Source organism: Nonomuraea guangzhouensis (assembly GCF_019396345.1).
In the GTDB taxonomy this organism is placed as follows: Bacteria; Actinomycetota; Actinomycetes; order Streptosporangiales; family Streptosporangiaceae; genus Nonomuraea; species Nonomuraea guangzhouensis.
On the sequence record NZ_JAHKRM010000027.1, the window covers coordinates 108,210 to 133,672 of the forward strand.

The window sequence follows — 25,463 nt, forward strand, 5'->3', positions numbered from 1 at the left end:
AGACTATGGCCCCGGCGGGTAGACCAATCGCGCCGCACGGCCACTTCGGACTCGGCTTCGCCGTACAGAGCGTTGACCGGTAGCGTTTCCCCATGCGACTCGGCGTGCTGGACATCGGCTCGAACACCGTCCACCTACTCGTCGTCGATGCCCACCGCGGCGCGCGGCCCCTCCCCGCCTACTCGCACAAGGAGGAGCTGCGGCTGACCGAGCACCTCGACGAGCGCAACGAGCTGTCCGCGGACGGCATCGAGCGGCTCGGTGAGTTCGTGGAGGAAGCACTGCGCATCGCCGAGGACAAAGGCGTCGAGAACTTCCTGGCCTTCGCCACCTCGGCCGTGCGCGAGGCCGCCAACGGCGAGCACGTGCTCGACCAGATCAACGACCGCTGCGGCGTGCACATCGAGGTCCTGTCCGGCAGCGACGAGGCCAGGCTGACGTTCCTGGCCGTGCGGCGCTGGTTCGGCTGGTCCTCGGGACGGCTGCTCGCCTTCGACATCGGGGGCGGCTCGCTGGAGATCGCCGCCGGGGTCGACGAGGAGCCCGACGTCGCCGTCTCGCTGCCGCTCGGCGCGGGGCGGCTCACCCGCGACTGGTTCGGCGCCGACCCGCCGACCGCCGACGAGGTCCGCAAGCTGCGCCGGCACGTACGCGCCGAGATCGCCCGCACGGTCGGCGGCATCGTCAGATACGGCGAGCCCAACCGGGCCGTGGCCACCTCCAAGACCTTCAAGCAGCTGGCCAGGATCGCCGGTGCCGCGCCCACCAACGACGGCCTCTACGTCTCCCGATCGCTGTCGCGCCAGGACATGGCCGACTGGGCCGTCAAGCTGACCACCATGAGCTCGGCCGAGCGGGCCGGGCTGTCAGGCGTGTCCGACGGGCGGGCCCTCCAGCTGGCCGCGGGGGCCATCGTGGCCCACGCGACCATGGACCTGTTCGAGGTCGATCGGCTGGAGGTCTGCCCGTGGGCGCTGCGCGAGGGCGTCATCCTGCGCCGCCTCGACATGCTGCCGGGGCGGCTGGATGTGACGCCGCGGTAACCGCGATCTACCCGATTCTCGCGCATAAGATCCGGTTCACGGGGCATCTCCGGCGGATGTTGGCTGTACTCAGCACGATCGCCTCGCTGGTGATCGTCCTCATTCTGGCGTTCGTGGCCGTTTTTCTCATCTCCGTGGTCGTCCTGATCACGCTCGGGCTGTTGGCGAGATCGACCGCCCGGCAGCCCGAGACAGGACCGGTTCTGGGAGGGCCAGGGGCGCGGTCTCCGGGGAAACATGAGCACCTACGCCCCTCCAGAGGGCCGAGGGAGCTCAGTTCGCCATGAAGTGCGGGCCGGCGGCGCCCGGGGCAAAGCGCAGGTGCTTCTCCAGGCACACCACAGACCCGTCCTCGTGCCGGTTGGTGAAGCGGATGTCGTCGGCCAGCGCGCGCATGATCTGGATCCCCCGGCCGGACTCGGCGCCGGGGGCCGCCTCGCTGAACATGGGCGGGTCGAAGCCGCCGCCCATGTCGATCACCCGGATGACGCAGAGCTTGTCGTACACCCCCGCGCTCACCATGTACTCGTCACTGGGCCCCGCGTGTCTGACGACGTTGGCACACGCCTCGGTGAGCATGAGCTCGATGTCGTCGCGGATCTGTGGCTCCACCCCCAGTGACCTGAGTGTGCCGTCGAACATCTGCCTGATCAGGGGGACGCTCGCCGCATCTCTTGGCAGCCGGAGCGCTATCGTGGCCTCCACCGCACCTCCTCCGTCTCCGTCCGGACGCGTCAGTGCCTTCTGCCCAATCCGGCCCGCCCCAATCGTCTCTAGGGTTCCATCAGGCGGAGCGCGACCTCGATCGCGGCCTCGTTGATCTCCTCGTCGGTCAGCTTCTCGTCCTGCGACATCCACTTGCCGGCATGCAGCGTGAACAGCGCCATCGAGCGGCTGATGCGGACGGCCAGCGGATCGCCGGGGTCGTTGAGCTCGTCGGTCAGCTCCAGCATCACTTCGCGCATCCGATGGATCTTCGGATGGTCGCGCATGGCCGTCTGGTTGCGCTCCATGAAGCGGGCGACCTCCAGATAGCGGGGGTTCGTCAGCTTGGCGGCGTAGCGCAGGACGAGCTCCTTGCGCGTCTCCGGAGTCTTCGGCTGGCTCCTGACCCAGGTCAGGAGCTCCTCGACGTCCGCCACGCGCATGTCGGCCAGGCTGGCGACGATGTCTTCCTTGGTCTTGAAGTGGTAATAGAGCGCGGCCTTCGTCACGCCGAGCTCCTCCGCGATCTCACGCAGCGAAGTCGCCTCGTAACCCTGCTCGGTGAAGAGCTTGAGCGCGATCTCCTGGATCCGGCTCCGGGTGTCTTCCCGCAATGTGCACCTATTTCGACTTGACGACCGGCAGGTTGGCTATCTAGCTTATTCTATGCTTGCCGGTCGGCAAGTAAGCAAGCTCTCATCAGGGGGTGCGCGGTGGCGGAGGCAGTCGGACGACGGCGTGAGGTGATGGTCGTCCTGCCCGGGCTGATGCTCGCGATGGTCCTGGCCATGCTCGACAACATGATCGTGGGCACGGCGATGCCGCGCATCGTCGGCGAGCTCGGGGGCCTGACCCATTTGTCCTGGGTCGTGACAGCTTATGTTCTGGGGACGACCGTCTCCACCCCCATCTGGGGCAAGATCGGCGACCTGTACGGCCGCAAGACCATCTTCATGATCTCGATCGTAGTCTTCATGATCGGTTCCGCGCTCTGCGGCATGGCGGGCTCCTCCTTGCTCGGCGGCACCGACGGCGGCATGGCCGAGCTGATCGGGTTCCGCGCGCTGCAGGGACTGGGCGCGGGCGGCCTGATCGTCAACGTGATGGCCATCATCGGCGACCTGGTGCCGCCCCGCGAGCGCGGCCAGTACCAGGGCATCATGGCGGGCGTCATGTCGCTGGCCATGATCGCGGGCCCGCTGGTGGGCGGTTTCATCACCGACAACCTCGACTGGCGCTGGGCCTTCTACGTGAACCTCCCGATCGGCGCCATCGCGCTGACCTGGCTGGCCCTGAAGCTGAAGCTGCCCAAGCTGCACAACCGGGTGCGGATCGACTGGCTGGGCGCGATCCTGCTGTCGATCAGCATCACCGCGATGGTCCTCATCACGACCTGGGGCGGCAACCAGTACGACTGGGGCTCCTGGCAGATCCTCGCCCTGGCCGCGACCGCCGTGGTCTCGCTGGCCGTGTTCGTCTTCGTGGAAGTCCGGGCGGCCGAGCCGATCATGCCGCTCCAGTTGTTCCGCAACCGCAACTTCGCCCTGATCTCGGGCGTCGGCTTCCTGCTCGGCTTCGCCATGTTCGGCGCCATCAACTTCCTGCCGCTGTTCCAGCAGACCGTCCAGGGCGCCTCGGCCACCAACTCGGGCCTGCTGCTGCTGCCGATGATGGCCACGGCCATGGTCGTCTCGCTGTTCGTCGGCCGGGCCATCACCGCCACGGGCAAGTACAAGATCTACCCGGTGATCGGCGGCGTCGGCATGGCCGTGGCCATGTGGCTGCTGTCGACCATGGACGCCGCCACACCCAGCTGGGAGACGGGGATCTACATCGCCGTCCTCGGCCTCGGCATGGGCTTCCTCATGCAGACCACGATGCTGATCGCGCAGAACAGCGTCGAGCAGAAGGACCTCGGCGTCTCCAGCAGCGCCGCCACGTTCTTCCGGTCGATCGGCGGCTCGTTCGGCGTCTCGCTGTTCGGCGCCGTCTTCAACAACCACTTCTCCTCGGAGCTGACCGGCAGGTTCGGCGCGCAGGCGGCGGACCGGATCGCCAAGGGCGGCGGCCGGCTGGATCCGGCGGCGCTCGGCCAGCTGCCGCCGCAGATGCGCACCGGCCTGCTGGAGTCGCTCGCCGTGTCGATCTCCGGCGTCTTCTGGTGGGCGATCGTGTTCGCCGTGGTCGTGCCGGTGCTGGCGGTCTTCATCAAGGAGATCCCGCTGCGCGGTGGCCCGTCGGCCGGGGCCGCCGCGCAGGAGGAGGCGGTCAGCCCGGCGGCAGGCTGAACAGCTTGTCGAGCCCGGTCATCCGCATCAGATTACGCAGATAGGGCGTCAACGCCACCACGCGCAGCACGGCGTCGGCGCCCTCGACCTGCCGCTGGAGCCGTACGAGAGCGGCCAGGCCGGAGGAGTCGATGAAGGCCAGCCCCGACAGATCCACGTCGAGCCGGTGGTAGCCGGCATCCAACGTCAGCCCCGTCAGATCGGCGGCGGTGTCGAAATCGAGGTCGCCGCTGAGTGCCAGCCGGATCGTCGTCTCGTCCGGTGTGGCGACGTCGATGCGCAACGGCGTCTTGTCGAGCACCGCCTCAGCTTATCCACCACGCCGAAAACAGGAGGCGCGGGGCGTCCGGATTCGGGAAAATCGCTGCCATGAAGCCGTCCGCCGCGCACAGGTTCAGCCGTCCACGGGCCGAAGACGCCCCCGCCATCCATGAGCTCGTCGCGGCCTGCGACCTCGCCGTCATCGGCGTTCCCGACGCGACGGTCGACGACATCGCCGACGAGCTGGCGGAGCCGGGCTTCGACCTCGACGCGGACGGCTGGCTCGTCCACGACGTCGGCGGCACGCTCGTCGGCTGGGCCTGGGCCTGCGCCAAGGGCGACAGCGACATGATCGACATAGAGGTCCTGGTGCGTCCAGGCGTCGAGGGGCTCGAGGGGCTCGAGGGCGAGCTGTGGCGCCTCGTGCTCGACCGCGCCGGGGAGCTGGCGCTGGCCCGAGGCCACGACGCCGCCACGGTCGACATCGGCATCTACCGGGCCGACACCGGCAAGCAGGAGCTCGCCAAGGCATACGGCTTCACCCCCGGCACCAGCTTCCACCGCATGCGGATCGACCACGAAGGCCCGGTCGAGCCGCCCGCCCCGATTCCGGGGCTCACCCTCCACAGCGGGGAGACGGACGCCGTCCGCAGGCAGGCGCACCAGGTCCAGCAGGAGGCGTTCGCCGACCACTTCGGCTTCGTCAAGGTCGACTACGAGCACTGGCTCGAGCGCAGGCAGGCGCAGAGCGTCACCGACTGGAGCCAGCTCGCGGTCGCCAGGATCGACGGGCGGCCGGCGGCGCTGGTGGTCGGCAACAACCAGTTCGTGCCGGACGAGGACTGCGGCTATGTCGCCACGCTGGCCGTCCTGCCCGAGCATCGGGGCAAGGGGCTGGGCCGCTTCCTGCTCCAGCACGCCTTCGCCGCCGACGCGGCGCGTGGGCGGCGGGCGACCCTGCTGCACGTCGACTCCAACAACACCACGCCCGCGCTCGACCTCTACCTGTCGGCGGGCATGCGGCCGGTCCTGGTGATCGACGTCTGGCGCCGCCTGATCCGGCCCGGTCAGGCTTCCTGAACGCCCGCTCTCACGGGTGGTACTCCTTCCGGTCTAGCGTACGAACGTACTAGTTCGTACATTTGAGGGACACCGGAGGAGAGTGAGAGCGGATGAGCTCCTATCTGATCGGCCTGATCGGCGCCGGGATCGGCCCGTCGTTCAGCCCCGCGCTGCACGAGCGCGAGGCGGACGCGCACGGCGTGCGTTACGTCTACCGGCTGCTCGACATCGGCGAGCTGGGGCTGGGCGCCGACGCCGCGGGGGAGCTGGTCCGTACGGCGCGGCGGCTCGGGTTCGACGGCCTCAACATCACCCACCCGTGCAAGCAGACCGTGATCCCCTTCCTGGACGAGCTGTCCCCGGACGCGGCGATGCTCGGCGCGGTCAACACCGTCGTGTTCGAGGGGCGGCGGGCCGTGGGGCACAACACCGACTGGACCGGGTTCGCGGAGTCGTTCGCCCGAGGGCTGCCCGACGCGCCCACCCGGCAGGTGGTGCAGCTCGGCGCGGGCGGGGCGGGGGCGGCGGTGGCGCACGCCCTGCTGACCCTCGGCGCCGACCAGGTCGTGCTGGTCGACGCCGCCGAGGACCGCGCGGCCTCGCTCGCCGCCGACCTGGCCGGCCGGTTCGGGCCGGACCGGATCCGCGCCGCGGCCCAGCGCGAGCTGGGCGGGCTGCTCGCCACGGCGGACGGGCTGGTGCACGCGACCCCCACCGGGATGGCGCAGCACCCCGGGCTGCCGCTCCCCGCGGAGCTGCTGCGCCCGCAGCTGTGGGTGGCCGACATCGTCTACCGGCCCCTGGAGACCGAACTGCTGCGCCGGGCCCGGGCGCTCGGCTGCCGCACCATGCACGGCGGCGGCATGGTGGTCTTCCAGGCCGCGCATGCCTTCCGCCTGTTCACGGGCCGCGAGCCCGACGCCGAACGGATGCTCACCCACCTCACCGACCTGATCGACGCCTGACCGGGAGGTCGCGCACCATGCGTAAGTCCATCGCCACCGTCTCGGTCAGCGGGACGCTGGCGGAGAAGCTGACCGCCATCTCCGCCGCGGGCTTCGACGGTGTGGAGATCTTCGAGAACGACCTTCTCGTCTCCCCGCTGAGCCCGGAGGAGGTACGCGCCCGCGCCCGGGACCTCGGCCTCGGCATCGACCTCTACCAGCCCTTCCGCGACTTCGAGGCGGTGCCGGGCGACGTGCTGGCCGGCAACCTGCGCCGGGCCGAGCGCAAGTTCGAGGTGATGGAACGCCTCGGCGCCACCCTGCTGCTGGTCTGCTCCAGCGTGTCACCCGACGCGATCGACGACGACGAACTGGCCGCCGAGCAACTGCGCCTGCTCGCCGAACGCGCGGCCGGGCACGGCATCAGGATCGCCTACGAGGCGCTGGCCTGGGGCAGGCACGTCAACGAGTACCTGCACGCCTGGCGGATCGTCCGCATGGCCGACCACCCGAACCTCGGCACCTGCCTCGACAGCTTCCACATCCTGTCGCGCGGCTCCGATCCGATCGGCATCGAGGCGATCCCGGGCGAGAAGGTGTTCTTCCTCCAGCTGGCCGACGCGCCGCTGCTGGCCATGGACGTGCTGCAGTGGAGCAGGCACTACCGCTGCTTCCCCGGCCAGGGGACCTTCGACCTGGCGGGGCTGGTGACGCACGTGCTGGAGACCGGGTACACCGGGCCGCTGTCGCTGGAGGTGTTCAACGACGGCTTCCGGCAGGCCGACGCCGGCCGTACGTCCCTGGACGCCATGCGGTCGCTCATCGCGCTGGAGGAGGCCGCGGCCCGGCGGCGCGGCACGACGCCGCCGATCCCGCCCCCGGTCATCCCGTCCGGCTTCGCGTTCGCCGAGCTGTCCGTCCCCGCCGCCGACCCGACCGCTGAGCTGCTGGCCGCTCTCGGGTTCGTCCGCACCGGGACGCACACCGGAAAGCCGGTCGAACTGTGGGAGCAGGGGCAGGCCCGGATCCTGCTCAACGCCACCGGCGACGAACCCGCGCTGGCCGCGCTCGGGCTGGAGAGCCCCGACCCGGCCGGTTCGGTGAAGCGCGCCGAGTCGCTGCTGTCGCCGGTGCTGCCCCGCCACCGGGCCCCGCGCGAGGCCAGGCTGGACGCGATCGCCGCACCGGACGGGACCGAGCTCTTCTTCTGCCGCACCGAACACCCTGACCATTCGAGCTGGACCGACGACTTCAGGCCCCGCCCGGAGGGCGCACCGCCCGCCGGGGGCATCACGCACATCGACCACGTGGCGCTCACCCAGCCGAGGCACCACTTCGACGAGGCCGCGCTGTTCTACCGCGGCGTCCTCGGCCTGCGCCCCCAGGAGAGCCTGGAGGTCCCCGACCCCTACGGCCTGCTGCGCAGCAAGGCGATGTCCAGCGAGGACGGCGCCCTGCGGATGGTGCTCAACATCAACCAGGTCGGCGCCCAGCACATCCCCTGGCAGCACATCGCCCTGGCCTGCGACGACATCGTGACCACCGCCCGCCGGCTACGCGCCGCGCACCCCGGCCTGCTGCTGCCCGTCCCCGCCAACTACTACGACGACCTGGCCGCCCGGTACGACGTGCCACCCGAGCTGCGAGAGCTCGGCCTGCTGTACGACAGGGACGAGCACGGCGAGTTCCTCCACCTGTACACGATCACGGCCGGGCGGGTGTTCTTCGAGATCGTCCAGCGCGCCGGCGGCTACCAGGGCTACGGCGCCGCCAACGCACCCGTCCGCCTGGCCGCACAGCACGCCTGGGGAGCACAACGGTCATCTAGGATGGCGGTGACCCCGTCGGCCTGACCGTGGAGCCCCATGACCTCGCAGCCACTCGCCCGCGCCGGTGGCGAACGTCAGCGTGACGCCGACCGGACCAAGGCGGAGATCCTCCAGGTGGCGCAGCGGGAGTTCGCGCGGCACGGATACGCCGGGGCCAGGGTGGACGAGATCGCCGAGCGGACGCGCACCACCAAGCGCATGATCTACTACTATTTCGGCGGCAAGGAGCAGCTCTACATCGCCGTTCTGGAGAAGGCCTACACCGAGGTGCGGGCCGCCGAGCGGACCGTCGACGTGGCGCACCTGGCGCCGGTGGAGGCCATCCGCACGCTGGCGGAGCTGACCTTCGACCACCACGACGCGCACCGCGACTTCATCAAGCTGGTCGGCATCGAGAACATCCACGAGGCCGAGCACATCCGCAAGTCCGAGCTGCTGGCCAACCTGGGCACGCCCGTCCTCGACCTCATCTCCCGCATCCTCGACGCGGGGCAGGAGTCCGGCGACTTCGTCACCGAGGCCGACGCCATCGACGTGCACATGATGATCAGCGCGTTCTGCTTCTTCAGGGTCGCCAACCAGCACACGTTCGGGGCGCTGTTCGGCCGCGACATGACCGCGCCCGAGCACCGTGCCCGGCTGCGCGCGATGGTCGGCGAGCTGACCGTCGCCTACCTGCGCGGTGCGGGTGCGCCCGCCTGACCTGCGGGCGGACCGGCGCACACGATCACGGCCGCGCTGGAGAAGGGTCGTTCACACCCTTGTAATGTACGAACCAGTGAGTTAGTTTCGGCTCTATCTCACCCGGGAGGAGCCCCCGTGACCGACGCACCCACCCCGCAGGGCAAACCGCGCAAGGCCGCGATCGCCGCTTGGATCGGCAGCGCCCTGGAGTACTACGACTTCTTCATCTATGGCACCGCCGCCGCCCTGGTCTTCGGCAAAATTTTCTTTCCCACGTCCGCTCCGGGCACCGGAACGCTGCTGGCCCTGGCCACGTTCGGCGTCGGCTACCTGGCCAGGCCCGTCGGCGCGTTCGTGCTCGGCCACATCGGGGACAAGTTCGGGCGCAAGAAGGTGCTGGTCTCCACGCTGGTGCTGATGGGCCTGTCGACGTTCCTGGTCGGCTGCCTGCCCACCTACGACCAGGTCGGGGTGCTGGCTCCGGTGCTGCTGGTGGTGCTCCGCCTGATGCAGGGCTTCTCGGTCTCGGGGGAGCAGGCGGGCGCCAACTCCATGACGCTCGAACACGCTCCGGCCGGCCGCCGCGCCTACTACACCAGCTTCACCCTCAACGGCACCCAGGCCGGGCAGATCATCGCGACCGCGATCTTCCTGCCGATCGCCGCGCTGCCCGAGGACCAGCTGCTGAGCTGGGGCTGGCGGGTGCCGTTCTGGCTGAGCATCGTGGTGGCGGCGGTGGGGTTCGTGATCCGGCGCACGCTGGAGGAGACGCCCGCCTTCGAGCGGGAGGTCGCCGAGAACGGGGTCGCCAAGATGCCGCTGGCCGTGCTGTTCCGCGAGCACGGGACGGACGTGCTGCGGGTGATCGTGGCCGCGGTCATCGCGTCGGTGAGCACGATCTTCACCGTGCACGCGCTGTCGTACGCGGTCAACACGGTGGGGCTGGAGCGGGCGCCGATGCTGTGGGTCGGCGTGCTGGCCAATGTCGCGGCGGTGATCACGATCCCGCTGTGGGGGGCACTGTCGGACCGGGTGGGGCGCAAGCCGGTGTTCATCGGCGGCTCGCTGGGGTGCGCGGTGCTGATCTTCGCCTACCTCTGGGCGATCTCGGCCGGTGGCTATCCGCTGATCTTCGTGGTGGGGATCCTGATGTTCGGTGTCGTGCACAGCGCGACCAGCGGGGTCTGGCCGTCGTTCTACGGGGAGATGTTCAGCACCCGGGTGCGGCTGTCCGGGATGGCGATCGGCACGCAGATCGGCTTCGCCATCGCCGGGTTCGCGCCCACGGTCGCCACGGCGGTGGCCGGCACGGGCCGGGGCAGCTGGCTGGGGGTCTCGGTGCTCACGGCCGTGGTGTGCCTGATCAACGTGGCCGCGGTGGCCACCGCGCGGGAGACGTACCGGATCCCCACCGAACAGCTCGGCGCCAAGACCGCCACCCCCGCGCAGGCGGCGACGGCGAGCAGGGCGTGAAGGGCGGGCATGGCGTGATTGACGGGCAGGCATGAGCGGCGGGCAGGGCGCGCGCGGCGGTCCGGGTGCGTCCGCGGGCGGTGAGTTCCGCGTCTACGCCCTCCGGTACGCGCGGCGCGACGCCCTGCGCGGCGAGCACTTCCTCGGCCACGACGGGCGGGCGGGCGAGCCGCACCCGACGGCCTACTACACCTGGCTGGCCGTCTCCGACCGGCACACCGTCGTCGTCGACACCGGCATCAGCCGCGCCCGCGCCGCGAAGATCGACGGCCTCGACTACCTGGCCTCGCCCGCCGAGACGATGGCCGAGCTGGGCGTGCCCGCCGACGCGGTCGATCACGTGGTGCTCACCCACCTGCACTACGACCACACCGGCACGGCCCGTGAGTTCGGCAGCGCCCGATACGTCCTGCAGCGGGCCGAGCTCGACTACTGGACCGGCCCCTGGGCCCGGCGCGTCGCCAGGGAACGCTGGCTGATGGACGAGGACGACGTGGCGCACCTGCGGGCCGCGGAGAAGGACGGCAGGATGGACCTGCTCGACGGCGACGCCGAGCTGGTCCCGGGCCTGAGCGTGCACCTGGTCGGCGGCCACACGGCCGGCACGCAGGTGGTGCGGATCCGGACCGCGCGCGGCCACGTGGTGATCGCCTCGGACGCGAGCCACTTCTACGAGAACATCGAGGCCGACCGGCCGTTCCCGATCCTGCACAGCATGACCGGCATGTACGGCGCCTTCGACCGGATCAACGAGCTCGCCGACGGGCCGCACCTGGTGGTGGCGGGTCACGATCCCGAGGTGCTCACCCGCTTCCCGCCGCTCAACGAGGCCCTGAGCGGCCGGGTGGTCGTGATCGCCGGGTAGCACTCACAGGCCGAGGTAGATGCGCCGGACCTGGGGATCGACCCGCAAGGCTGCCGAGGTGCCGGTGGCCGCGATCTCCCCGTTCTCCATGACCAGGCAGGTGGCGGTGACGTCGAAGGTGAGCTTGGCGTTCTGCTCGACCAGGACGATGCTCAGCCCGTCGCCGTTCAGCCGTTTCAGCGCGGTCACGATCTCCTCGACCAGGATCGGTGACAGCCCCATCGACGGTTCGTCGAGCAGCATCACCCGGGGGCGGCACATGAGCGCCCGGCCGATGGCCAGCATCTGCTGCTGCCCCCCGGACAGCGCCCCGGCCAGGCGGTGCCGCATCTCGCCGAGCACTGGGAACAGGTCGTAGACCTCGCCGATCGGCGTCCGCTTCCAGTTTCCGGTGTAGGCGCCCAGCAGCAGGTTCTTCTCCACGGACAGCCCCGGGAAGACGTGCCGTCCTTCGGGGACGTAGCCGATGCCGCGGCGGACCAGGGTGTGCGCGGGCGCGCGGAGCAGGTCGTGCTCGCCGAAGCCGATGCGCCTGGCCTGCCGGGGCGCCAGGCCCATGACGGCCTTGAGGGTGGAGGTCTTGCCCGCCCCGTTGGCGCCGATGATGCCCAGCGACTGGCCTGGCTCCACCGTGAAGCTCACGTCGTGGGCGGCCCGTACCCCGCCGTAGTGCACCGACAGTCCCTCGACGATCAGCGTGCTCATCGGGTGGCCTCCTCGACGGCGGATTCGGACGGGGCGGCCATCGAGTCGCCCAGATACGCGGCGACCACGTCGGGCTGGACGGCGACGTCCGCGGGGGCGCCGTCGGCGATGACCTTCCCGCCGGACAGCACGGTGACCCGGTCGCACAGCGACATGACCAGGCCCATGTTGTGCTCGATCACCACGACCGTCACGCCGGAGTCCCTGATCGACCGGACGATCTCGGCGAGCTGCCGCACCTCCTCGCCGTTGAGCCCGGCCGCCGGCTCGTCGAGCAGCAGCAGCGCGGGCGCCATCGCCATCGCGCGGGCCATCTCGATGCGCCGCTGGATCCCGTACGGCAGCGCGCGCGGCGCGGCGTCGGCGAAGTCCCGCAGCCCGAACCGGTCGATCAGTTCCCCGGCCCGCTCCCGCAGCGCACGCTCGAACCCGAGCACGCTCCAGGGCAGCGCGACATAGCGCCAGACCCAGCGCGTCCGCGTGCGGTCCAGGCCGACCAGGAGGTTCTCCCGGACGGTCAGGTCGCCGAACAGCCGCAGGTTCTGGAACGTGCGGGCCACCCCCAGCAGCGACAGCCGGTACGGAGCCGCGCCGGTGACCTCCCGCCCCCGGAACAGGATCCGGCCCGACGTCGGCGTGTAGAAGCCGCTCACGACGTTGAACAGGGTCGTCTTGCCCGACCCGTTGGGCCCCACCACGCCGCGGATCTCACCGGCCGTGATCGTGAGCGACACCTGGTCGAGCGCGGTCAGCCCCTTGAACCGCATGGTCACCCCGTCGATCTCCAGCAGGTCGCCGTCCGCGCCCGCGTCCGCCCGCTCGTACGGCCGGAAGGGCCCCAAGGCGGCTCTGGCCCCGGCGGCCCGGCGGCGTCGGAGCCGGGCGGGCAGCCCGGCCAGACCGGTGGGGGCGAAGACCACCACGAGGACGACCACGGTCCCGTAGCCGAGCTGGGCGTAGGCCGACACGTCCAGCAGCGCCTCCCTGACCAGCGACAGCGCCACCGCCCCGACGACGCAGCCGAGGATGCTCCGCCTGCCGCCGATGATCACCATGGCCAGCAGCAGGAACATGTTGGCGATGCTGAACGTCTCCGGCGCCACGAAACGGATGAGCCCGGCGTACAGGACTCCGGCGATGCCGCCGTACAGGCCGGACAGCACGAAGGCGGTCATGCGTAGCAGCGGGATCTCCGCGCCGAGCGCGCCCGCGGCCAGGTCGTCGTCGCGCATGGCGCGCAGCCGGCGGCCGAGCGGCGCGTGGGTGAGGAACAGCGCGAACGCCAGCGCGAGCGCGAACGCCACCAGCTCGACGTAGTAGAAGAGGTACTCGCTGGACAGGTCCACCCCGAACAGCGGCGGCACCGGGATGTCGCTGATGCCCTCGGCCCGCCCGGCGACGGTCGCGTTGGTGATCCAGTTGACGAAGGCCAGCGCCAGCCCGAGCGTGACGATGCCCAGGTAGTGCGACTGCATCCGCAGCGCGGGCAGCCCCACCAGCAGCCCGACGAGGACGGCGGCCAGCAGGGCCAGCGCGGCGGCGGTCCAGAAGCCGAGCCCGGCGCGGGTGGTGAGGATGGCGACGGCGTAGGCGCCGACGCCGAAGAAGGCGATCTGCGCCAGGTTGATCTGCCCGGCCACGCCCATGGCCAGCCCGAGGCCGATGCCGAGGACCGCGAAGATGATCGCCACGTCGACGACGTGGATCGCGTAGCCGCCCAGCCCGTACGGCAGCAGCCAGGCCGCCACGGCGGCGGCGATGAGGGGGATCAGCCGTTTCACGCTCGGTTCACCGTCGTCTCTCCGAAGATGCCGGTGGGGCGGACCATCACGATGGCGGCGAAGACCAGGAACGTCACCAGCTCGGAGTACTCCTGGAAATGGCCGGCCGCGAACGAGTCGAGCAGCCCGAACGCCATGCCGCCGGCGATCGCGCCCCGCATGCTGCCGAAGCCGCCGAAGATCGCGGCGGCGAAGCCCTTGATGCCCAGCGAGCCGCCCATCGTGGGGCTGACGTAGAGCATCGGCCCGATCAGCCCGCCGGCCAGCGCCGCCAGGCCCGCGCCGATGGCGAAGGCCATGGCGTTGCTGCGGCCGACGTGGATGCCGACGGCGGTGGCCGCCTCGTGGTCCATCGCGACCGCCTGCATGGCCGCGCCCCGCTTGGTGCGCTGCAGGAACATCCCCAGCAGCACGGTGGCCGCGGCCGCGACGCCGATGACCACCAGGCTGTAGGTCGGGATCTTGATCCCGGCGACGTCCAGCGGCGCGGTCGCCACCGGCGACGGCACGGCGTGGCCGGTCGCGCCGAACACCCGGATCGCCCCGGCCTCCAGCACGGTGCCGAAGCCGATCGTGCCGATCAGCATCAGGTCGAAGTCCTTGTTCTCCAGCGGGCGCAGCACCCGCTCGATGACCAGGCCGATCAGCCCGGTCACCGCGATCGCCACCGCGACCGCGACGGGGAAGGGCAGCTTGGCGAACATGTAGAGGTTGGAGGCGGCGTAGGCGCCGATCATCACCACGTTGCCGTGGGCGAAGTTCACCAGGCCCATGGTGCGGTAGACGATCGAGAAGCCCATGGCGACCAGCGCGTACACCGCGCCGAACGTGACGCCGCCGATGAGGGTCTGCAGAAAGACCTGCACGGTGCTCCTAGCCGGCCGACTCGGCGACGATCTTCCCGGCCTTGATGAGGCCGATCTGGGTGGCGTGGATGCCCACGCCGGAGTCGTCGTAGGCGAAGTCGCCGAGCAGGCCGTCACGCTTGACCGCGCGGATCGCGTCGGCGAGCGGCCGGCCGCCGGTGCCCTTGGTCTGCTTGAGCGCCTCGATAAGGATCTTGGCGCCGTCGTAGGCCTTGGCGCCGTGCAGCTCGGCGGGCTCGCCGAACGCGGCCTGGTAGGCGGCCGCGAAGGTCTTGCTCGCCTCGCTCGTGTCGTTGCTGAGGTACGGCGAGCTGATGACCGAGCCCTCGGCGTTGTCCGCGCCGGCGGTGGTGACGTACACGTCGGTGCCCATCGGCGCGCCGCCCGCCAGGACCGCCTTCAGCCCCAGCTCGCGGGCCTGCTTGGCGATCAGCCCTGACTCGACCTCCTCGGCGCCGATGAACAGCACGTCGGGGTCCTTCTGCCGGATCGCGGTGAGGGAGGCGCTGAAGTCCTTCTGGTCGGGGGTGACGGCCTCGTCGGCGACGGGGGTGACGTTCCTGGTCTTGAGCGCGGCCAGGAAGGCGTCGTGCTCGCCCGCGCCGTACGTGCCGTTGTTGCTGATCAGCGCGATCTTCTTGTGGCCCTTGTCGTCGACCAGGTACTTGGCCAGCGTCTCGTCGTAGGTCACGCTGGTCGGCGCGTTCAGGAACAGGAACGGGCTCTTGAGCGCGGCGAGCTTGGGCGACTGTCCCGAGGTGATGTTCGGGATCGCGGCGTCCTTGAGTATCGGCGCCATGGCCAGGGTGACGGCGCTCTCGGCGGTGCCGAGCATGGCGACGTAGCCGCCACCGGCGATCTTCCTGGCGAGGTTCGTGCCGACCGTGGGGTCGCCCTGGTCGTCGAACAGGTCGAGCTGGATCTGCCGCCCGCCGACGCCACCGGCCTTGTTGGCCTCGTCGACGGCCAGCTTGACGCCCTTGCTCTCCCACTTGCCGAGCGAGCTGAGCTGGCCGCTCTGCGCGTTGATGTTGGCGACCTTGATGGGTCCTGTGGCATCGGCCTTCGTGCCGGACTGCTGTCCGGGCGCCGAGCAGGCGGCCAGCGTGATGAGGAGCGACACGGCGGCGACGGGGAATCTCGCGGACAACACGGTTCACCTCGTTTGGGGGGATTTTTCGGGATACGGCCGCGTAATGCACGAACTAGTACGTTAGTTATACGGCCATGGGTAACCGGAGGAAATACCGAACGTGCAACGGTTTCAGGCGGGGAAGACGCCCTGGTAGATGTCCTTGATGTTCCAGTGACCGGGGGTGGGGACGGGTTCGTTGACCATGGGCACGTCGATCACCGCGGTCCGCCGGTCGGCCACCGCCTTGCGCAGGGCCGTACGGAGGTCCTCGGGCGCGCTGACGCTGTGCCCGTCGGCCCCGCACGCCCGCGCGAGCGCGGCGAAGTCCGGGCTGTAGGGCCGCCCGGAGGGGTCGGTGAAGTCGCAGCCGTGGCTGCGGCCGAAGTGCGCGGACTGCAGGTCGGAGATCGTGCCGTGGGACCGGTTGTTCATCACCACGAAGATCACCGGCGCGCCCGACTCCACCGCCAGCGGCACGGCCGGGAGCTGGGCGCTCATGCCGCCGTCGCCGATCAGCGCGACCACGGTCCTGCCCGGCTCGGCGAGCTGCGCGCCGACGGCCGCGGCGGGGCCGAAGCCCATGGTGGAGGCGCCGCCGGGGGTGATGAACCGGCCCTCGGGCGGCAGCTCGTAGCACTGCGCCACGCCGTTCTTGTTCCAGCCGACGTCGGTGACGAGGATCGTGTCCGGGGGCACCGAGTCGCGCAGGTCGGCCAGGATGCGCTCGGGCCGCAGCGGGAAGTCGCCGGCGCGCCCGCGTTCCCTGCTCGCGCCGAACAGCTCCGACCTGGCCGCGCGGATCCGTTCTCGCAGCGCGGGACGGCTCGCCGCGGGATGCGCGCCGGCTGCCGCGGCGATCGCCCTGATGGCCAGGGCGGCGTCGGCGACCGCGCCGATCTCCGCCGGGTAGTTGCGGCCGATCTCGGCCGGGTCGAGGTCGATCTGGAGCAGCCGGCCGCGCTCGCCGAGCGTCCAGGTGAAGCGGGGATCCCAGGAGCTGGAGTCGGTCTCGGCGAAGCGGGTGCCCAGCGCCAGCACCACGTCGGCGTCGCGGGCGTAGTCGTTGGTGAGCTCCAGCCCCCAGAACCCGGTCATGCCGAGGACCAGGGGGTGCGCGTCGGGCACGGTCCCCTTGGCCATCAGCGAGTGGGCGATCGGGATGTCGAGGTGCTCGGCCAGGCGCAGCAGCGCCTCGGCGTCGTCGCGCAGCCCGCCGCCCGCGTAGATCAGCGGCCGCTCGGCCACGGCGAGCGCGGCGGCGATCCGCTCGGCGACCTCCGCCGGCAGGCCGGGCCGCTCGGCGCGGCTGAGGGGCGGGTACGGCCCGGCGGCCCGCGAGAAGACGTCCATGGGCACGTTGACCAGCACCGCCCCCGGCCGTCCCGTCGTCGCCGTCCAGAAGGCACGCTCCACGGCCCGGCCGAGGTCCTGGGCGCGGTGCACGTTCCACGCCCGCTTGACGAACGGCCGGAAGACGGCCGCCTGGTCGGCGTCGGCGTGCAGGTTGATCTCCTGGTGCGGATGCCGCCCGTGGTAGTAGGAGGGGACGTCGCCGGAGATCACCACCAGCGGCACCGAGTCGAGCGCCGCGGTCAGCACCCCGGTGGTGGCGTTGGTCAGGCCGGGCCCGACGTGGACGAGCAGCACGCCCGGTTCGCCCGACACGCGGGCGTAGCCGTCGGCGGCGTGCGCGGCGGCCTGCTCGTGCCGGGCGATGACGAACCGGATCCGGCTGTCGGCGAGCGCGTCCAGCACGGCGATGTTGGTGTGGCCGCAGGTGCCGAAGACGTGCGTGACGCCGAGGTCCTCCAACTGCGCGACGAGCGCGTGCGCGGCGGTGGCGGTGGCAGCGGTGGTCATTCTTCTCCCCAGATGGTCAGGCCCCGCAGCAGGAGGGTCTTGGTCACGGTGAAGTCCTCGATCATCCAGCGCGGCGACTCGCGGCCGATGCCGGAGTCCTTGACGCCGCCGAACGGGACGTGGTCGAGGCGGAAGTTCGACGAGCCGTTGACCACCAGCCCGCCGACCTCCAGTTCCCGCCAGGCCCGGACGATCCGCCGTACATCATGGGTGAACAGACCGGCCTGCAGGCCGTACCTGCTGGCGTTGCACGCCTCGATGACCTGCCCGAACTCGTCGTAGGGGAGCACGGCCACCAGCGCGCCGAACACCTCCTCGCGCACCAGCCGGGCGTCGGCGGGCGGCGCGGCGACCACGGTCGGCTCCATCACCGCCCCCGACCGGCCGCCGCCGGTCGTGATCACGGCGCCCTGGCCGGCCGCCTCGCCGGCCCAGGCGGCCACCCGCGCGGCGGCGTCGTCGTCCACCATCGAGCCGACGTCCGTCGCCGGGTCCAGCGGGTCACCCACGACCAGGGCCTTCACCTCGGCGGTCAGGGCGGCCACGAACTCCTCGAACCTGCCGCGCTGGACATAGACCCGCTGCACGGAGATGCAGCTCTGCCCCGAGTTGCTGTAGCCGGTGCGCGCGCAGACCCGCGCCGCCTCGGCCACGTCGGCGTCCTCGCACACGATCGTGGCGGCGTTGCCGCCCAGCTCCAGCAGCACCCGCTTGGGCCCGGCGGCGCGGGCGACGGCGGCGCCCGCCGTCACGCCGCCGGTGAAGCTGACCACGGCGATCTCGGGCGCCGCGCACAGCCGCGCGCCCACGTCGGCACCGCCGTGCAGCACCTGTACGGCCTCGACCGGCATCCCGGCGTCGAGCAGGATCCGCACCAGCTCCGTCGAGACCGCGGGCGCCTGCGGGGGCGGCTTGACGATCGTGGTGTTGCCCGCGGCGAAGGAGGCGCCGAGCTTGTGCGCCAGCAGGTTGGCCGGGGCGTTGAACGGGGTGATCGCCAGCACGGGACCGGCGGGGGCGCGGCAGGTCAGCGCGGTGTTGCCCACGCCGCGGGCCCAGCCCGCCACCGGCAGCACCTCGCCGCCCAGCGCCCTGGCCTCGGCCGCCGACACCGACAGCGTGTCGGCCACCCGCAGCACCTCTCCGCGCCCGTCCTTCAGCGGCTTGCCGAGCTCGACGGCCAGCAGCCGGGCCAGCTCCTCGCCGCGGGCGGTGACCTCGGCCGCGCCGCGTTCGAGGATCGCGGCCCTGGTCGCGGGGGCTAACCGCGCCACCGCCCCGGCCGCCCGCCCGGCGTGGTCCAGGGCCCGGGTGATGTCGTCCGGCGTCGCCGTGCGGGCCCGGCTGACCGTCCGCCGCAGGTAGGGGCCGGTTCGCTCCGTCGCCGGGCCGTCGGTCAGCCACGTCCCGGCGACCAGGCAGCCCGCTTGGTAGATCGCATCCATCTCGACTCCACTAGGTGGTGCATCAGAACCGCACTGTGGACTTGCCCAAAGTATGAGGACATTCCCGTCCGCGCAAGAGGAACCGCGTAGTGGAACGTCTGGACCGTATAATGGACCGAGTGTTAGCGTACGGACCGCATGAGAGGGTGAGCAGGAGTTCACCTTCGACCGACAAGTGAGGACCCGTGCCTGCGAACTTCCCGGCAGAATCCGGCGAGTCCGGTGGCGTGCGCAGCGTCCAGCGAGCGTTCGACATCCTGTCCCTGCTCGGCGAGGACCGGCGGATCCTGACGATCCGCGAGGTCGTCGACGAGACCGGCCTGGCGAAGACGACGGCGCTGCGCCTGCTGCAGACCCTGGAGCACATGGGCCTGCTGTGGGCCGCGCCCAAGGGCTACACCGCGGGGCCCGCCCTGTGGCGCTGGGCGCACCTGGCCCGCAGCGCGTGGGAGCTGCCGCCGGAGACCGTCAAGCTCATGCGCGACCTGGCCGCCCGGCAGCGCGAGACCGTCAACCTCTACGTCGCCAGGGACGTCCACCGCGTCTGCATCGCCCAGCAGGAGAGCCCGCAGCCGCTGCGCCACGTGGTGCGGGTCGGCGACGAGCTGCCGATGTGGGCGGGCGCCTCCTCGAAGGTCCTGCTCAGGGACGCGCCGGTGCGGCTCCTGACGCGGATCGCCCGCTCCTCTCCGCACGGCGAGGCGCACCTGGAGACGCTGCGGCAGTGGGTCGCCCAGGCGGCGGCCGACGGTCACGCGGTCAGCCACGGCGAGCGCGAGCCCGGTCTGTCCGCCGTCGCGGTGCCCGTGACCGGCGGCTCCACGGCGATCGTGGCGGCGCTCACGCTCAGCGGCCCGACCGTGCGCTTCACGGACGAGCGGGTGGCGGAGTTCGTCGCGGACCTGGGCGAGGTGGCGGGGCGCATGTCGGAGCGCGGGTTCGACCATCCCCTGACCTAAAGGGAGATCGTGAATGCAGCAGTTGCCACTGGACGGTGTCAAGGTCGTCGATCTGACCAGCGTGCTCGCCGGACCCTACTGCAGCTACCAGCTGATGCTGTTCGGCGCCGAGGTGGTCAAGGTCGAGCTGCCCGGCAGCGGGGACCTGGCCAGGCGCCTCGGCCCTGACGACGAGCTCAACCGGGACCGGCTCGGCGCCTCCTTCCTGGCCCAGAACGCCGGCAAGAAGTCGGTGGAGCTCGACCTGAAGAGCCCGGCGGGGCGGGTGGCGTTCGAGGCGATGGTCACCGGCGCCGACGTCCTGCTGGAGAACTTCCGGGCCGGGGTGCTGGCCAGGCTCGGCTACGACCGTGACCGGCTGCGTGAGCTCAACCCGCGGCTGATCTACTGCGCGATCTCCGGCTTCGGGCAGAGCGGCCCGATGAGCGGGGCGCCCGCCTACGACCAGATCATCCAGGGGTTGTCGGGCATGATGAGCGTCACCGGCACCCCCGACACGGTGCCGATGCGCGTCGGCTTCCCGGTCTGCGACACGGTCGGCGGGCTGATGGCCGCCATGGCGATCTGCGCCTCGCTCGCCGGCCGGCACCGCACCGGGCGGGGCAGCTTCCTGGATCTGTCCATGCTGGAGGCGTCGATCTCCGCCATGGGCTGGACCGTGTCCAACTACCTGGTCAGCGGTGTCGAGCCGGAGCCGATGGGCGACCAGAACGCCACCGCGGCGCCGTCGGGCACGTTCGAGACCGCCGACGGGCCGCTCAACATCGCCGCCAACCAGCAGACGCAGTTCGAGACGCTCTGCCGGCTGATCGGCCGCCCCGGCCTGGTGGCCGATCCGCGATTCGCCGTGCCCGAGGCGCGCAAACTCCACCGCAAGGCGCTGAACGCCGAGCTCAACGACGCGCTGCGGGCCAGGACCGCGCGGGAGTGGGAGGAGCTGCTGTCGGGTCACGGCGTGCCCGCCGCCCGCGTCCTGACCGTCCCGCAGGCCCTGGCGCTCGACCAGGTGCGGCATCGCGGCTTCCTCACCGACCTGAGCTTTCCCGACGGGAGTGACCGCCGCCTGACCGTCACCGGCAACGGCGTGCTCGTGGACGACGAACCGCTGCGCCCCCCGGCCGCCCCGCCGCTGCTGGGCGCCCACAACGAGGAGTACGCGCATGAGTGAGGCGGCCGACTGGTGGGGCACCGCCGTCTCCAGGATCGAGCCGGACGTCATCGAGCTGCGCGGCCGGCCGGTCCAGGAGCTGATCGGCCAGGTGGGGTTCGCGCAGATGATCTGGCTCATGCTCCGCGGCGACCTGCCCGACCCGCGGCGGGCGGCGCTGCTGGAGGCCGCGCTGGTCTCCTCGGTCGACCACGGCCCGCACGCGCCGTCCATCGCCGTCGCGCGGATGGCGATCACCTGCGGCGTCGGGCTGAACAACGCCGTCGCCACCGGCGTCAACCTGCTGGGCGACGTCCACGGCGGCGCGGGGGAGCAGTGCGTGGCGCTGCTGGAGGAGGCGCGGGCCTGCGGCGACACCGCGGCCACGGTGGCCCGCCGACGGGCCCGCGACAAGTACCTGCCCGGCTTCGGGCACCGCTTCCACACCCGCGACCCGCGCCGGGACCCGCTGCTCGGCCTGGTGGAGCGGGCGGTGGCGGACGGGGTCGTCGCGGGCGAGCACCTGCGGGTGGCGAAGGAGGTGGAGGAGCTGATCAGCCCGGTCCCGATGAACATCGACGGCGCGACCGCCGTCGTCTACGCCGAGCTGGGCTTCCCCGCGCCGCTGGCCAGGGGGCTGTTCGTGCTCGGCCGCAGCGTCGGCATCCTCGCGCACGCCTGGGAGGAGGCGGGGCAGGGGCGGCGCAACAAGGGCCCGCTGCCCCCCTCGATCCGGCCGACCTACCTCGGCTAATAGACGACGATCTTCCCGGTGTTCTGCGGGAAGATCGCGTCGTTGTAGAAGTACTCGCCGGGCGTGGCGAAGGTGTGGGTGAACGACTGCCCCGGCATCAGCACGCCGCTGTCGAACTCGTACTCGAAGAAGGAGACGGCGGCGTGCGCGAAGGCGTTGTCCGCCGGGTTGGTGAACGTGACGGCCGTCCCCTTGGGCACCCGCAGGTGCTGCGGCGACATGGCGTTCTGGGCGACGGTGTTCTCGGCCGGGCCGGGCCGCTGGTTCGCCGCGTCCCAGACGCGGCCCAGCGTGACCGTCGTGCCGGCGACGGCGGCGGTCCTGATGTCGTTGCGCTTCTTGGGCGGGACGGGCGCCGCCGCGGGTGCCACCTTGCCGCCGAGCTTGAACGCCCACAGGTGGTCGCCGCGTGGGATGTCCGGGTACGGCAGCCCGTTCCCGCCCGCCAGGACCGCGATGTACTGCTCGCCGGCGATCTCGTAGCTGATCGGGCTGGTGTGCACCCCGGCGCCGCACTGGAAGCTCCACAGGATCTTCCCGTCGGTGTCGTCCATCGCGTGCAGCACCCCGTCGGGGCCGCCCTGGAACATCACCCGCCCGCCCGTGGTGAGGATGCCGTTGCCGTGCGCGAGCGACCACTCCCGGTCGAGGGTCCACACCGGCTTGTTGGTACGGGGATCGACGGCCGCGATTCCCCCCGCGAAGTACTCGCCCAGCGGGCGCGAGGTGTTGACCCGGCCGTCGCGGCTGTTGGAGAAGCCGGAGTTGATCAGCCCGTAACCGACGTAGATCCAGCCCGTGTGCGGGTTGAACGACAGGTGCGCCCAGTCGGCGCCGCCGCCCGCGCCGGGGAAGATGATGGTCGCCCGGTCCCAGTGCGGCGTGTAGAGGCCGCCCCAGGCGTAGAACGGCACCGGCCTGGTCGCCTTGCCGAACTCCGGCGCCTGGGTGATGAACGGCTCACCGCCCGGGAACGGCTGCGTCGGCGCGGTCTTCTGGCGTAAGTCCTGGGGCACGGGCCGCTCCGTCACGCCGTGGACCGGCTCACCCGTCGCCCGGTCGAGGACGTAGAACATGCCGGCCTTGCTGCCGTAGACCACGACCTTGCGCTTGTCGCGGCCGATCCGTACGTCCACGAGCACGGGCGCCATGACGTTGTCCAGGTCCCAGATGTCGTGGTGCACCGACTGGAAGTGCCACTTGCGCTTGCCGGTCTTGGCGTCGATGGCCACGATCGAGTTGGCGAACAGGTTGTCGCCACCCCGGCTCGAACCGTCCAGCCGGGGGTAGGAGCCGCCGAACGTCCAGTAGACCAGCCCGAGGTCCGGGTCGATCGCGGGGTGGATCCACGGCACCGCGCCGCCGGTCTTCCAGGACTCGCCCTCCCAGGTGTCGTTGCCGAACTGGCCCTCGCCCGGACACGCCCAGAACGTCCACGCCGCCTCGCCGGTGGCCGCCTTCAGGGCGTAGGCGCGGCCCCGGGCGCCGCCGGTGCTGCCCTGCATGCCGACGTAGATCAGCCCGTCCCAGTAGACGACCGCGCCGGCCAGGGTGCCGGTCAGGCCGCCGCACTGCCCGTTCTGGGGATCGCAGCCGCCGGTGTCGCCGCCGCCCTCGTCCTCGGTGATGAGCTGCCGCTGCCACACCACCTGGCCGCTCTCCTTGGCTAGGGCGTAGACGATGTTGGCGCCGGAGGTGGAGAAGACCAGGCCCTCGCCGAGGGCGACCCCGCGCATGTTCGTCTGCTTGGTGCCGAGGTTCGTCTTCCACTTCAGCGCCCCGGTCCTGCCGTCCACGGCGAAGACGTTCTGCTGGGTGGTCTGGACGTACAGGATGCCGTTCTCCACGACGCAGGTGCTCTGCTGGGGCGCGGCGGTGCTGCCGCCCTCCAGGTTGACGTGCCAGGCGGCGCCGAGGCGGTCCAGGTTGCGCGCGGTGATCTTCTTGAGCGGCGAGTGGTTGTGGTTGCCGAGGTTGCCGCAGACCTTGGGGAAGTCCGTGCCCGTGCTGCCCAGGGCGGGGGACTGCTGTTCCGGGACGGGAGCGGGAGCGTCCGTACGAGCGGGCACGGCCAGTGCCGCGGCCGCGCCGAGGAGGAAGTTGCGTCGTTCCACTGGCACCACGCCTTCTGTGGTCCACTAGATGGACCTATAGATCCGCTTAACGGACGCACAATAAGCCGGTGCGGCGGTGAAGACAAGACCTTGCCGGGCCTCGGGGCGCTGGCTACGCTGTGGAACGATCGATCCACCTGGTGGACTCCGGAGGTGCCCGTGAGACCCTCGACGCTCGTGACCGCCGCCCTGCTGCTGGCGGTCGGCTTACCCGCTTCAGCCACCTCCCACGATCCCGACCCCGCCCCCGCCGGCGGGGTGTGCCGGGGCACCGACGCCCGCTGCTACCACGACTGGGGCAACTTCGACCCGGCCAAGGGCTACCGCCTGCTGGTCTACACGCGCACGGCCGGCCCCCGCCACGCCCACCTCGGCACCGTGCTCGGGCCGGGTCTCAACCCGCCGCTCAACGACGACAACGTGGCCGTCAAGGCGGTGCTCAAGCTGGGCCAGGACAACGGCTTCGCGGTCGACTACACCGAGGACGTCACCCAGCTCGCCTCAGCGCAGAGCCTGCTGAAGTACAACGCGGTGATGTTCCTCAGCACGACCAGGGACGCGCTCGACGACGCCGCCCAGACCGCGCTGCGCCAGTACGTCAGGGCGGGCGGCGGCTTCGTCGGCGTGCACAACGCCTTCGGCACCGAGTACAACTGGCCCTGGTACGAAGGGCTGCTCGGCGAGTCCAACTTCTACGACCACGGCCCCGATCAGCCCGCCACCGTACGCACGGTCGACCGGCGCGACGCCTCGACCCAGGGCTTGCCGCCGACCTGGACGTTCAGCGACGAGTGGTACAACCTCGTCCCGGCCCCCACCCGCGTCCGCGTCCTGGCCCAGGTCGACGAGAGCACCATGCTCAAGGGCACCCGCGGCAACCTCGGCCATCCCGGGCACGGCAGGGACCACCCGGTCTCCTGGTGCCAGTACTACGACGGCGGCCGGTCGTGGGTCACCACGCTCGGCCACGAGGTGCAGGCGTGGACCGGCGACCAGCGCTTCCTCGGCCACCTGACCGGCGGCGTCAGATCGGCGATGGGCATGGCGCCCTTCTGCCGGTGATCACTTCTGGGTGGCGGCGTGGTGCAGGCCGCGCAGCGCCAGCACGTAGCCGTACACGCCGAACCCGACCACGATGCTCCGCGCGACCGGCGAGATGTAGGAGTGGTGCCGGAACGGCTCGCGCGCGTGCACGTTGGAGATGTGCAGCTCGATCACCGGCAGCTCCACGCCCTCGATGGCGTCGTGCAGGGCGACGGACGTGTGCGTGTAGGCGCCGGGATTGAACACCGCGCCCACGCACCGCCCGGCCTTGACCTCGGCCCCGGCCTCATGGATCCAGTCGATCAGCTGCCCCTCGTGGTTGGACTGCCGGAACCGGAGGTCGAGGTCGAGCCCGGCGGCCTCCTCGCGGCACAGCTCCTCGACGTCGGCCAGCGTCGTGGTGCCGTACACCTCCGGCTTGCGGGTGCCGAGCAGGTTGAGGTTCGGGCCGTTGAGAACGTAGACGGATGTCAACACATGCCTCACTTCGTGGTCGTCG

General features: G+C 71.1%; 23 protein-coding genes. 12 read left to right on the forward strand and 11 right to left on the reverse strand.

Annotation, left to right across the window (positions count from 1 at the left end; all coding sequences use genetic code 11):
* Positions 1 to 92: 92 nt before the first annotated feature.
* The gene (locus tag KME78_RS44315; RefSeq protein WP_219535832.1) at positions 93 to 1,043 is read left to right on the forward strand and encodes a Ppx/GppA family phosphatase; all 951 of its coding nucleotides are present in this window, start codon (positions 93 to 95) and stop codon (positions 1,041 to 1,043) included.
* A gap of 273 nt (positions 1,044 to 1,316) precedes the next feature.
* Here KME78_RS44315 and KME78_RS44320 read toward each other — a convergent pair whose 3' ends face one another.
* Together KME78_RS44320 and KME78_RS44325 are read right to left on the reverse strand one after the other, a co-directional pair.
* Complete coding sequence (locus KME78_RS44320; protein WP_219535834.1) at positions 1,317 to 1,748, reverse strand: ATP-binding protein; 432 nt, start codon at positions 1,746 to 1,748, stop codon at positions 1,317 to 1,319.
* A 68-nt stretch (positions 1,749 to 1,816) separates the two neighbouring features.
* The gene (locus tag KME78_RS44325; RefSeq protein ID WP_219535836.1) at positions 1,817 to 2,362 is read right to left on the reverse strand and encodes a TetR/AcrR family transcriptional regulator; all 546 of its coding nucleotides are present in this window, start codon (positions 2,360 to 2,362) and stop codon (positions 1,817 to 1,819) included.
* 99 nt (positions 2,363 to 2,461) lie between these two features.
* On the opposite strand from KME78_RS44325, the gene KME78_RS44330 reads away from it, so the two are divergent.
* On the forward strand, positions 2,462 to 4,036 hold the full coding sequence (locus tag KME78_RS44330; protein ID WP_308127365.1) for an MDR family MFS transporter: 1,575 nt from the start codon (positions 2,462 to 2,464) through the stop codon (positions 4,034 to 4,036).
* Here the strand turns inward: KME78_RS44330 and KME78_RS65230 are convergent.
* Complete coding sequence (locus KME78_RS65230) at positions 4,017 to 4,337, reverse strand: STAS domain-containing protein (RefSeq protein ID WP_219535838.1); 321 nt, start codon at positions 4,335 to 4,337, stop codon at positions 4,017 to 4,019. The genes KME78_RS44330 and KME78_RS65230 overlap by 20 nt on opposite strands.
* Positions 4,338 to 4,405: 68 nt before the next feature.
* Between KME78_RS65230 and KME78_RS44340 the strand changes: the two genes are divergently transcribed.
* The 6 genes from KME78_RS44340 to KME78_RS44365 all read left to right on the forward strand — a co-directional run bounded on the left by KME78_RS44340 (position 4,406) and on the right by KME78_RS44365 (position 11,154).
* Positions 4,406 to 5,377, forward strand: a complete 972-nt coding sequence (locus KME78_RS44340; RefSeq protein ID WP_219535840.1) for a GNAT family N-acetyltransferase — start codon at positions 4,406 to 4,408, stop codon at positions 5,375 to 5,377.
* A 92-nt stretch (positions 5,378 to 5,469) separates the two neighbouring features.
* On the forward strand, positions 5,470 to 6,324 hold the full coding sequence (locus tag KME78_RS44345) for a shikimate dehydrogenase (protein ID WP_219535841.1): 855 nt from the start codon (positions 5,470 to 5,472) through the stop codon (positions 6,322 to 6,324).
* A 17-nt stretch (positions 6,325 to 6,341) separates the two neighbouring features.
* The gene (locus KME78_RS44350; protein ID WP_219535843.1) at positions 6,342 to 8,156 is read left to right on the forward strand and encodes a bifunctional sugar phosphate isomerase/epimerase/4-hydroxyphenylpyruvate dioxygenase family protein; all 1,815 of its coding nucleotides are present in this window, start codon (positions 6,342 to 6,344) and stop codon (positions 8,154 to 8,156) included.
* A 12-nt stretch (positions 8,157 to 8,168) separates the two neighbouring features.
* Positions 8,169 to 8,834, forward strand: a complete 666-nt coding sequence (locus tag KME78_RS44355; protein ID WP_219535845.1) for a TetR/AcrR family transcriptional regulator — start codon at positions 8,169 to 8,171, stop codon at positions 8,832 to 8,834.
* A gap of 117 nt (positions 8,835 to 8,951) precedes the next feature.
* Entirely contained in the window at positions 8,952 to 10,289 is a 1,338-nt protein-coding gene (locus KME78_RS44360; protein ID WP_219535847.1) for an MFS transporter, read from the forward strand.
* 31 nt (positions 10,290 to 10,320) lie between these two features.
* Positions 10,321 to 11,154, forward strand: coding sequence for an N-acyl homoserine lactonase family protein (locus KME78_RS44365; protein WP_219535849.1), 834 nt, complete (start codon positions 10,321 to 10,323; stop codon positions 11,152 to 11,154).
* Positions 11,155 to 11,157: 3 nt separating this feature from the next.
* Here KME78_RS44365 and KME78_RS44370 read toward each other — a convergent pair whose 3' ends face one another.
* The 6 genes from KME78_RS44370 to KME78_RS44395 form a co-directional block, all read right to left on the reverse strand.
* Positions 11,158 to 11,859, reverse strand: a complete 702-nt coding sequence (locus KME78_RS44370) for an ABC transporter ATP-binding protein (protein WP_219535851.1) — start codon at positions 11,857 to 11,859, stop codon at positions 11,158 to 11,160.
* A complete protein-coding gene (locus KME78_RS44375) occupies positions 11,856 to 13,640 on the reverse strand; it encodes a branched-chain amino acid ABC transporter ATP-binding protein/permease (RefSeq protein WP_219535853.1) in 1,785 nt (594 codons plus the stop codon). Before KME78_RS44375 ends, KME78_RS44370 begins: the two co-directional genes overlap by 4 nt.
* The gene (locus KME78_RS44380; RefSeq protein ID WP_219535855.1) at positions 13,637 to 14,506 is read right to left on the reverse strand and encodes a branched-chain amino acid ABC transporter permease; all 870 of its coding nucleotides are present in this window, start codon (positions 14,504 to 14,506) and stop codon (positions 13,637 to 13,639) included. The genes KME78_RS44375 and KME78_RS44380 overlap by 4 nt, the downstream gene beginning before the upstream one ends.
* 7 nt (positions 14,507 to 14,513) lie before the next feature.
* Entirely contained in the window at positions 14,514 to 15,656 is a 1,143-nt protein-coding gene (locus KME78_RS44385) for an ABC transporter substrate-binding protein (RefSeq protein ID WP_219535857.1), read from the reverse strand.
* Between the two features lie 114 nt (positions 15,657 to 15,770).
* On the reverse strand, positions 15,771 to 17,501 hold the full coding sequence (locus KME78_RS44390) for a thiamine pyrophosphate-binding protein (protein ID WP_219535859.1): 1,731 nt from the start codon (positions 17,499 to 17,501) through the stop codon (positions 15,771 to 15,773).
* Entirely contained in the window at positions 17,498 to 18,946 is a 1,449-nt protein-coding gene (locus KME78_RS44395) for an aldehyde dehydrogenase family protein (RefSeq protein WP_219535861.1), read from the reverse strand. The genes KME78_RS44390 and KME78_RS44395 overlap by 4 nt, the downstream gene beginning before the upstream one ends.
* 185 nt (positions 18,947 to 19,131) lie before the next feature.
* Here KME78_RS44395 and KME78_RS67555 point away from each other — a divergent pair, with 185 nt between their 5' ends.
* From KME78_RS67555 to KME78_RS44410, 3 genes are read left to right on the forward strand one after another with little or no spacing between them, the layout of a single operon-like run.
* Entirely contained in the window at positions 19,132 to 19,905 is a 774-nt protein-coding gene (locus KME78_RS67555) for an IclR family transcriptional regulator (protein WP_219535863.1), read from the forward strand.
* 13 nt (positions 19,906 to 19,918) lie between these two features.
* Positions 19,919 to 21,073: a CaiB/BaiF CoA transferase family protein gene (locus tag KME78_RS44405; RefSeq protein WP_219535865.1), complete on the forward strand. Its 1,155-nt coding sequence runs from the start codon at positions 19,919 to 19,921 to the stop codon at positions 21,071 to 21,073.
* Positions 21,066 to 21,806, forward strand: a complete 741-nt coding sequence (locus KME78_RS44410; RefSeq protein ID WP_219535867.1) for a citryl-CoA lyase — start codon at positions 21,066 to 21,068, stop codon at positions 21,804 to 21,806. Before KME78_RS44405 ends, KME78_RS44410 begins: the two co-directional genes overlap by 8 nt.
* On the opposite strand, the gene KME78_RS44415 is transcribed toward KME78_RS44410, so the two are convergent.
* Positions 21,803 to 23,920, reverse strand: coding sequence for an outer membrane protein assembly factor BamB family protein (locus KME78_RS44415; RefSeq protein WP_219535869.1), 2,118 nt, complete (start codon positions 23,918 to 23,920; stop codon positions 21,803 to 21,805). The two genes, KME78_RS44410 and KME78_RS44415, sit on opposite strands and share 4 nt — an antisense overlap.
* A gap of 159 nt (positions 23,921 to 24,079) precedes the next feature.
* Between KME78_RS44415 and KME78_RS44420 the strand changes: the two genes are divergently transcribed.
* Positions 24,080 to 24,982 carry a ThuA domain-containing protein gene (locus KME78_RS44420; RefSeq protein WP_219535871.1) on the forward strand — a complete coding sequence of 301 codons (903 nt, stop codon included), beginning with the start codon at positions 24,080 to 24,082 and terminating at the stop codon, positions 24,980 to 24,982.
* On the opposite strand, the gene aroQ is transcribed toward KME78_RS44420, so the two are convergent.
* Positions 24,983 to 25,450 carry a type II 3-dehydroquinate dehydratase gene (gene aroQ, locus KME78_RS44425; RefSeq protein ID WP_372455077.1) on the reverse strand — a complete coding sequence of 156 codons (468 nt, stop codon included), beginning with the start codon at positions 25,448 to 25,450 and terminating at the stop codon, positions 24,983 to 24,985.
* Positions 25,451 to 25,463 lie beyond the last annotated feature (13 nt).

Excerpts from the sequence above, each read along its gene's own strand:
- KME78_RS44355 (WP_219535845.1), top strand. The coding sequence starts at position 8,169 with ATGACCTCGCAGCCACTCGCCCGCGCCGGTGGCGAACGTCAGCGTGAC.
- KME78_RS44315 (WP_219535832.1), top strand. The coding sequence starts at position 93 with ATGCGACTCGGCGTGCTGGACATCGGCTCGAACACCGTCCACCTACTC.
- KME78_RS44350 (WP_219535843.1), top strand. The coding sequence starts at position 6,342 with ATGCGTAAGTCCATCGCCACCGTCTCGGTCAGCGGGACGCTGGCGGAG.
- KME78_RS44370 (WP_219535851.1), bottom strand. The coding sequence starts at position 11,859 with ATGAGCACGCTGATCGTCGAGGGACTGTCGGTGCACTACGGCGGGGTA.
- KME78_RS44405 (WP_219535865.1), top strand. The coding sequence starts at position 19,919 with ATGCAGCAGTTGCCACTGGACGGTGTCAAGGTCGTCGATCTGACCAGC.
- KME78_RS44390 (WP_219535859.1), bottom strand. The coding sequence starts at position 17,501 with ATGACCACCGCTGCCACCGCCACCGCCGCGCACGCGCTCGTCGCGCAG.
- KME78_RS44395 (WP_219535861.1), bottom strand. The coding sequence starts at position 18,946 with ATGGATGCGATCTACCAAGCGGGCTGCCTGGTCGCCGGGACGTGGCTG.
- KME78_RS44345 (WP_219535841.1), top strand. The coding sequence starts at position 5,470 with ATGAGCTCCTATCTGATCGGCCTGATCGGCGCCGGGATCGGCCCGTCG.
- KME78_RS44365 (WP_219535849.1), top strand. The coding sequence starts at position 10,321 with ATGAGCGGCGGGCAGGGCGCGCGCGGCGGTCCGGGTGCGTCCGCGGGC.
- KME78_RS44340 (WP_219535840.1), top strand. The coding sequence starts at position 4,406 with ATGAAGCCGTCCGCCGCGCACAGGTTCAGCCGTCCACGGGCCGAAGAC.
- KME78_RS44410 (WP_219535867.1), top strand. The coding sequence starts at position 21,066 with ATGAGTGAGGCGGCCGACTGGTGGGGCACCGCCGTCTCCAGGATCGAG.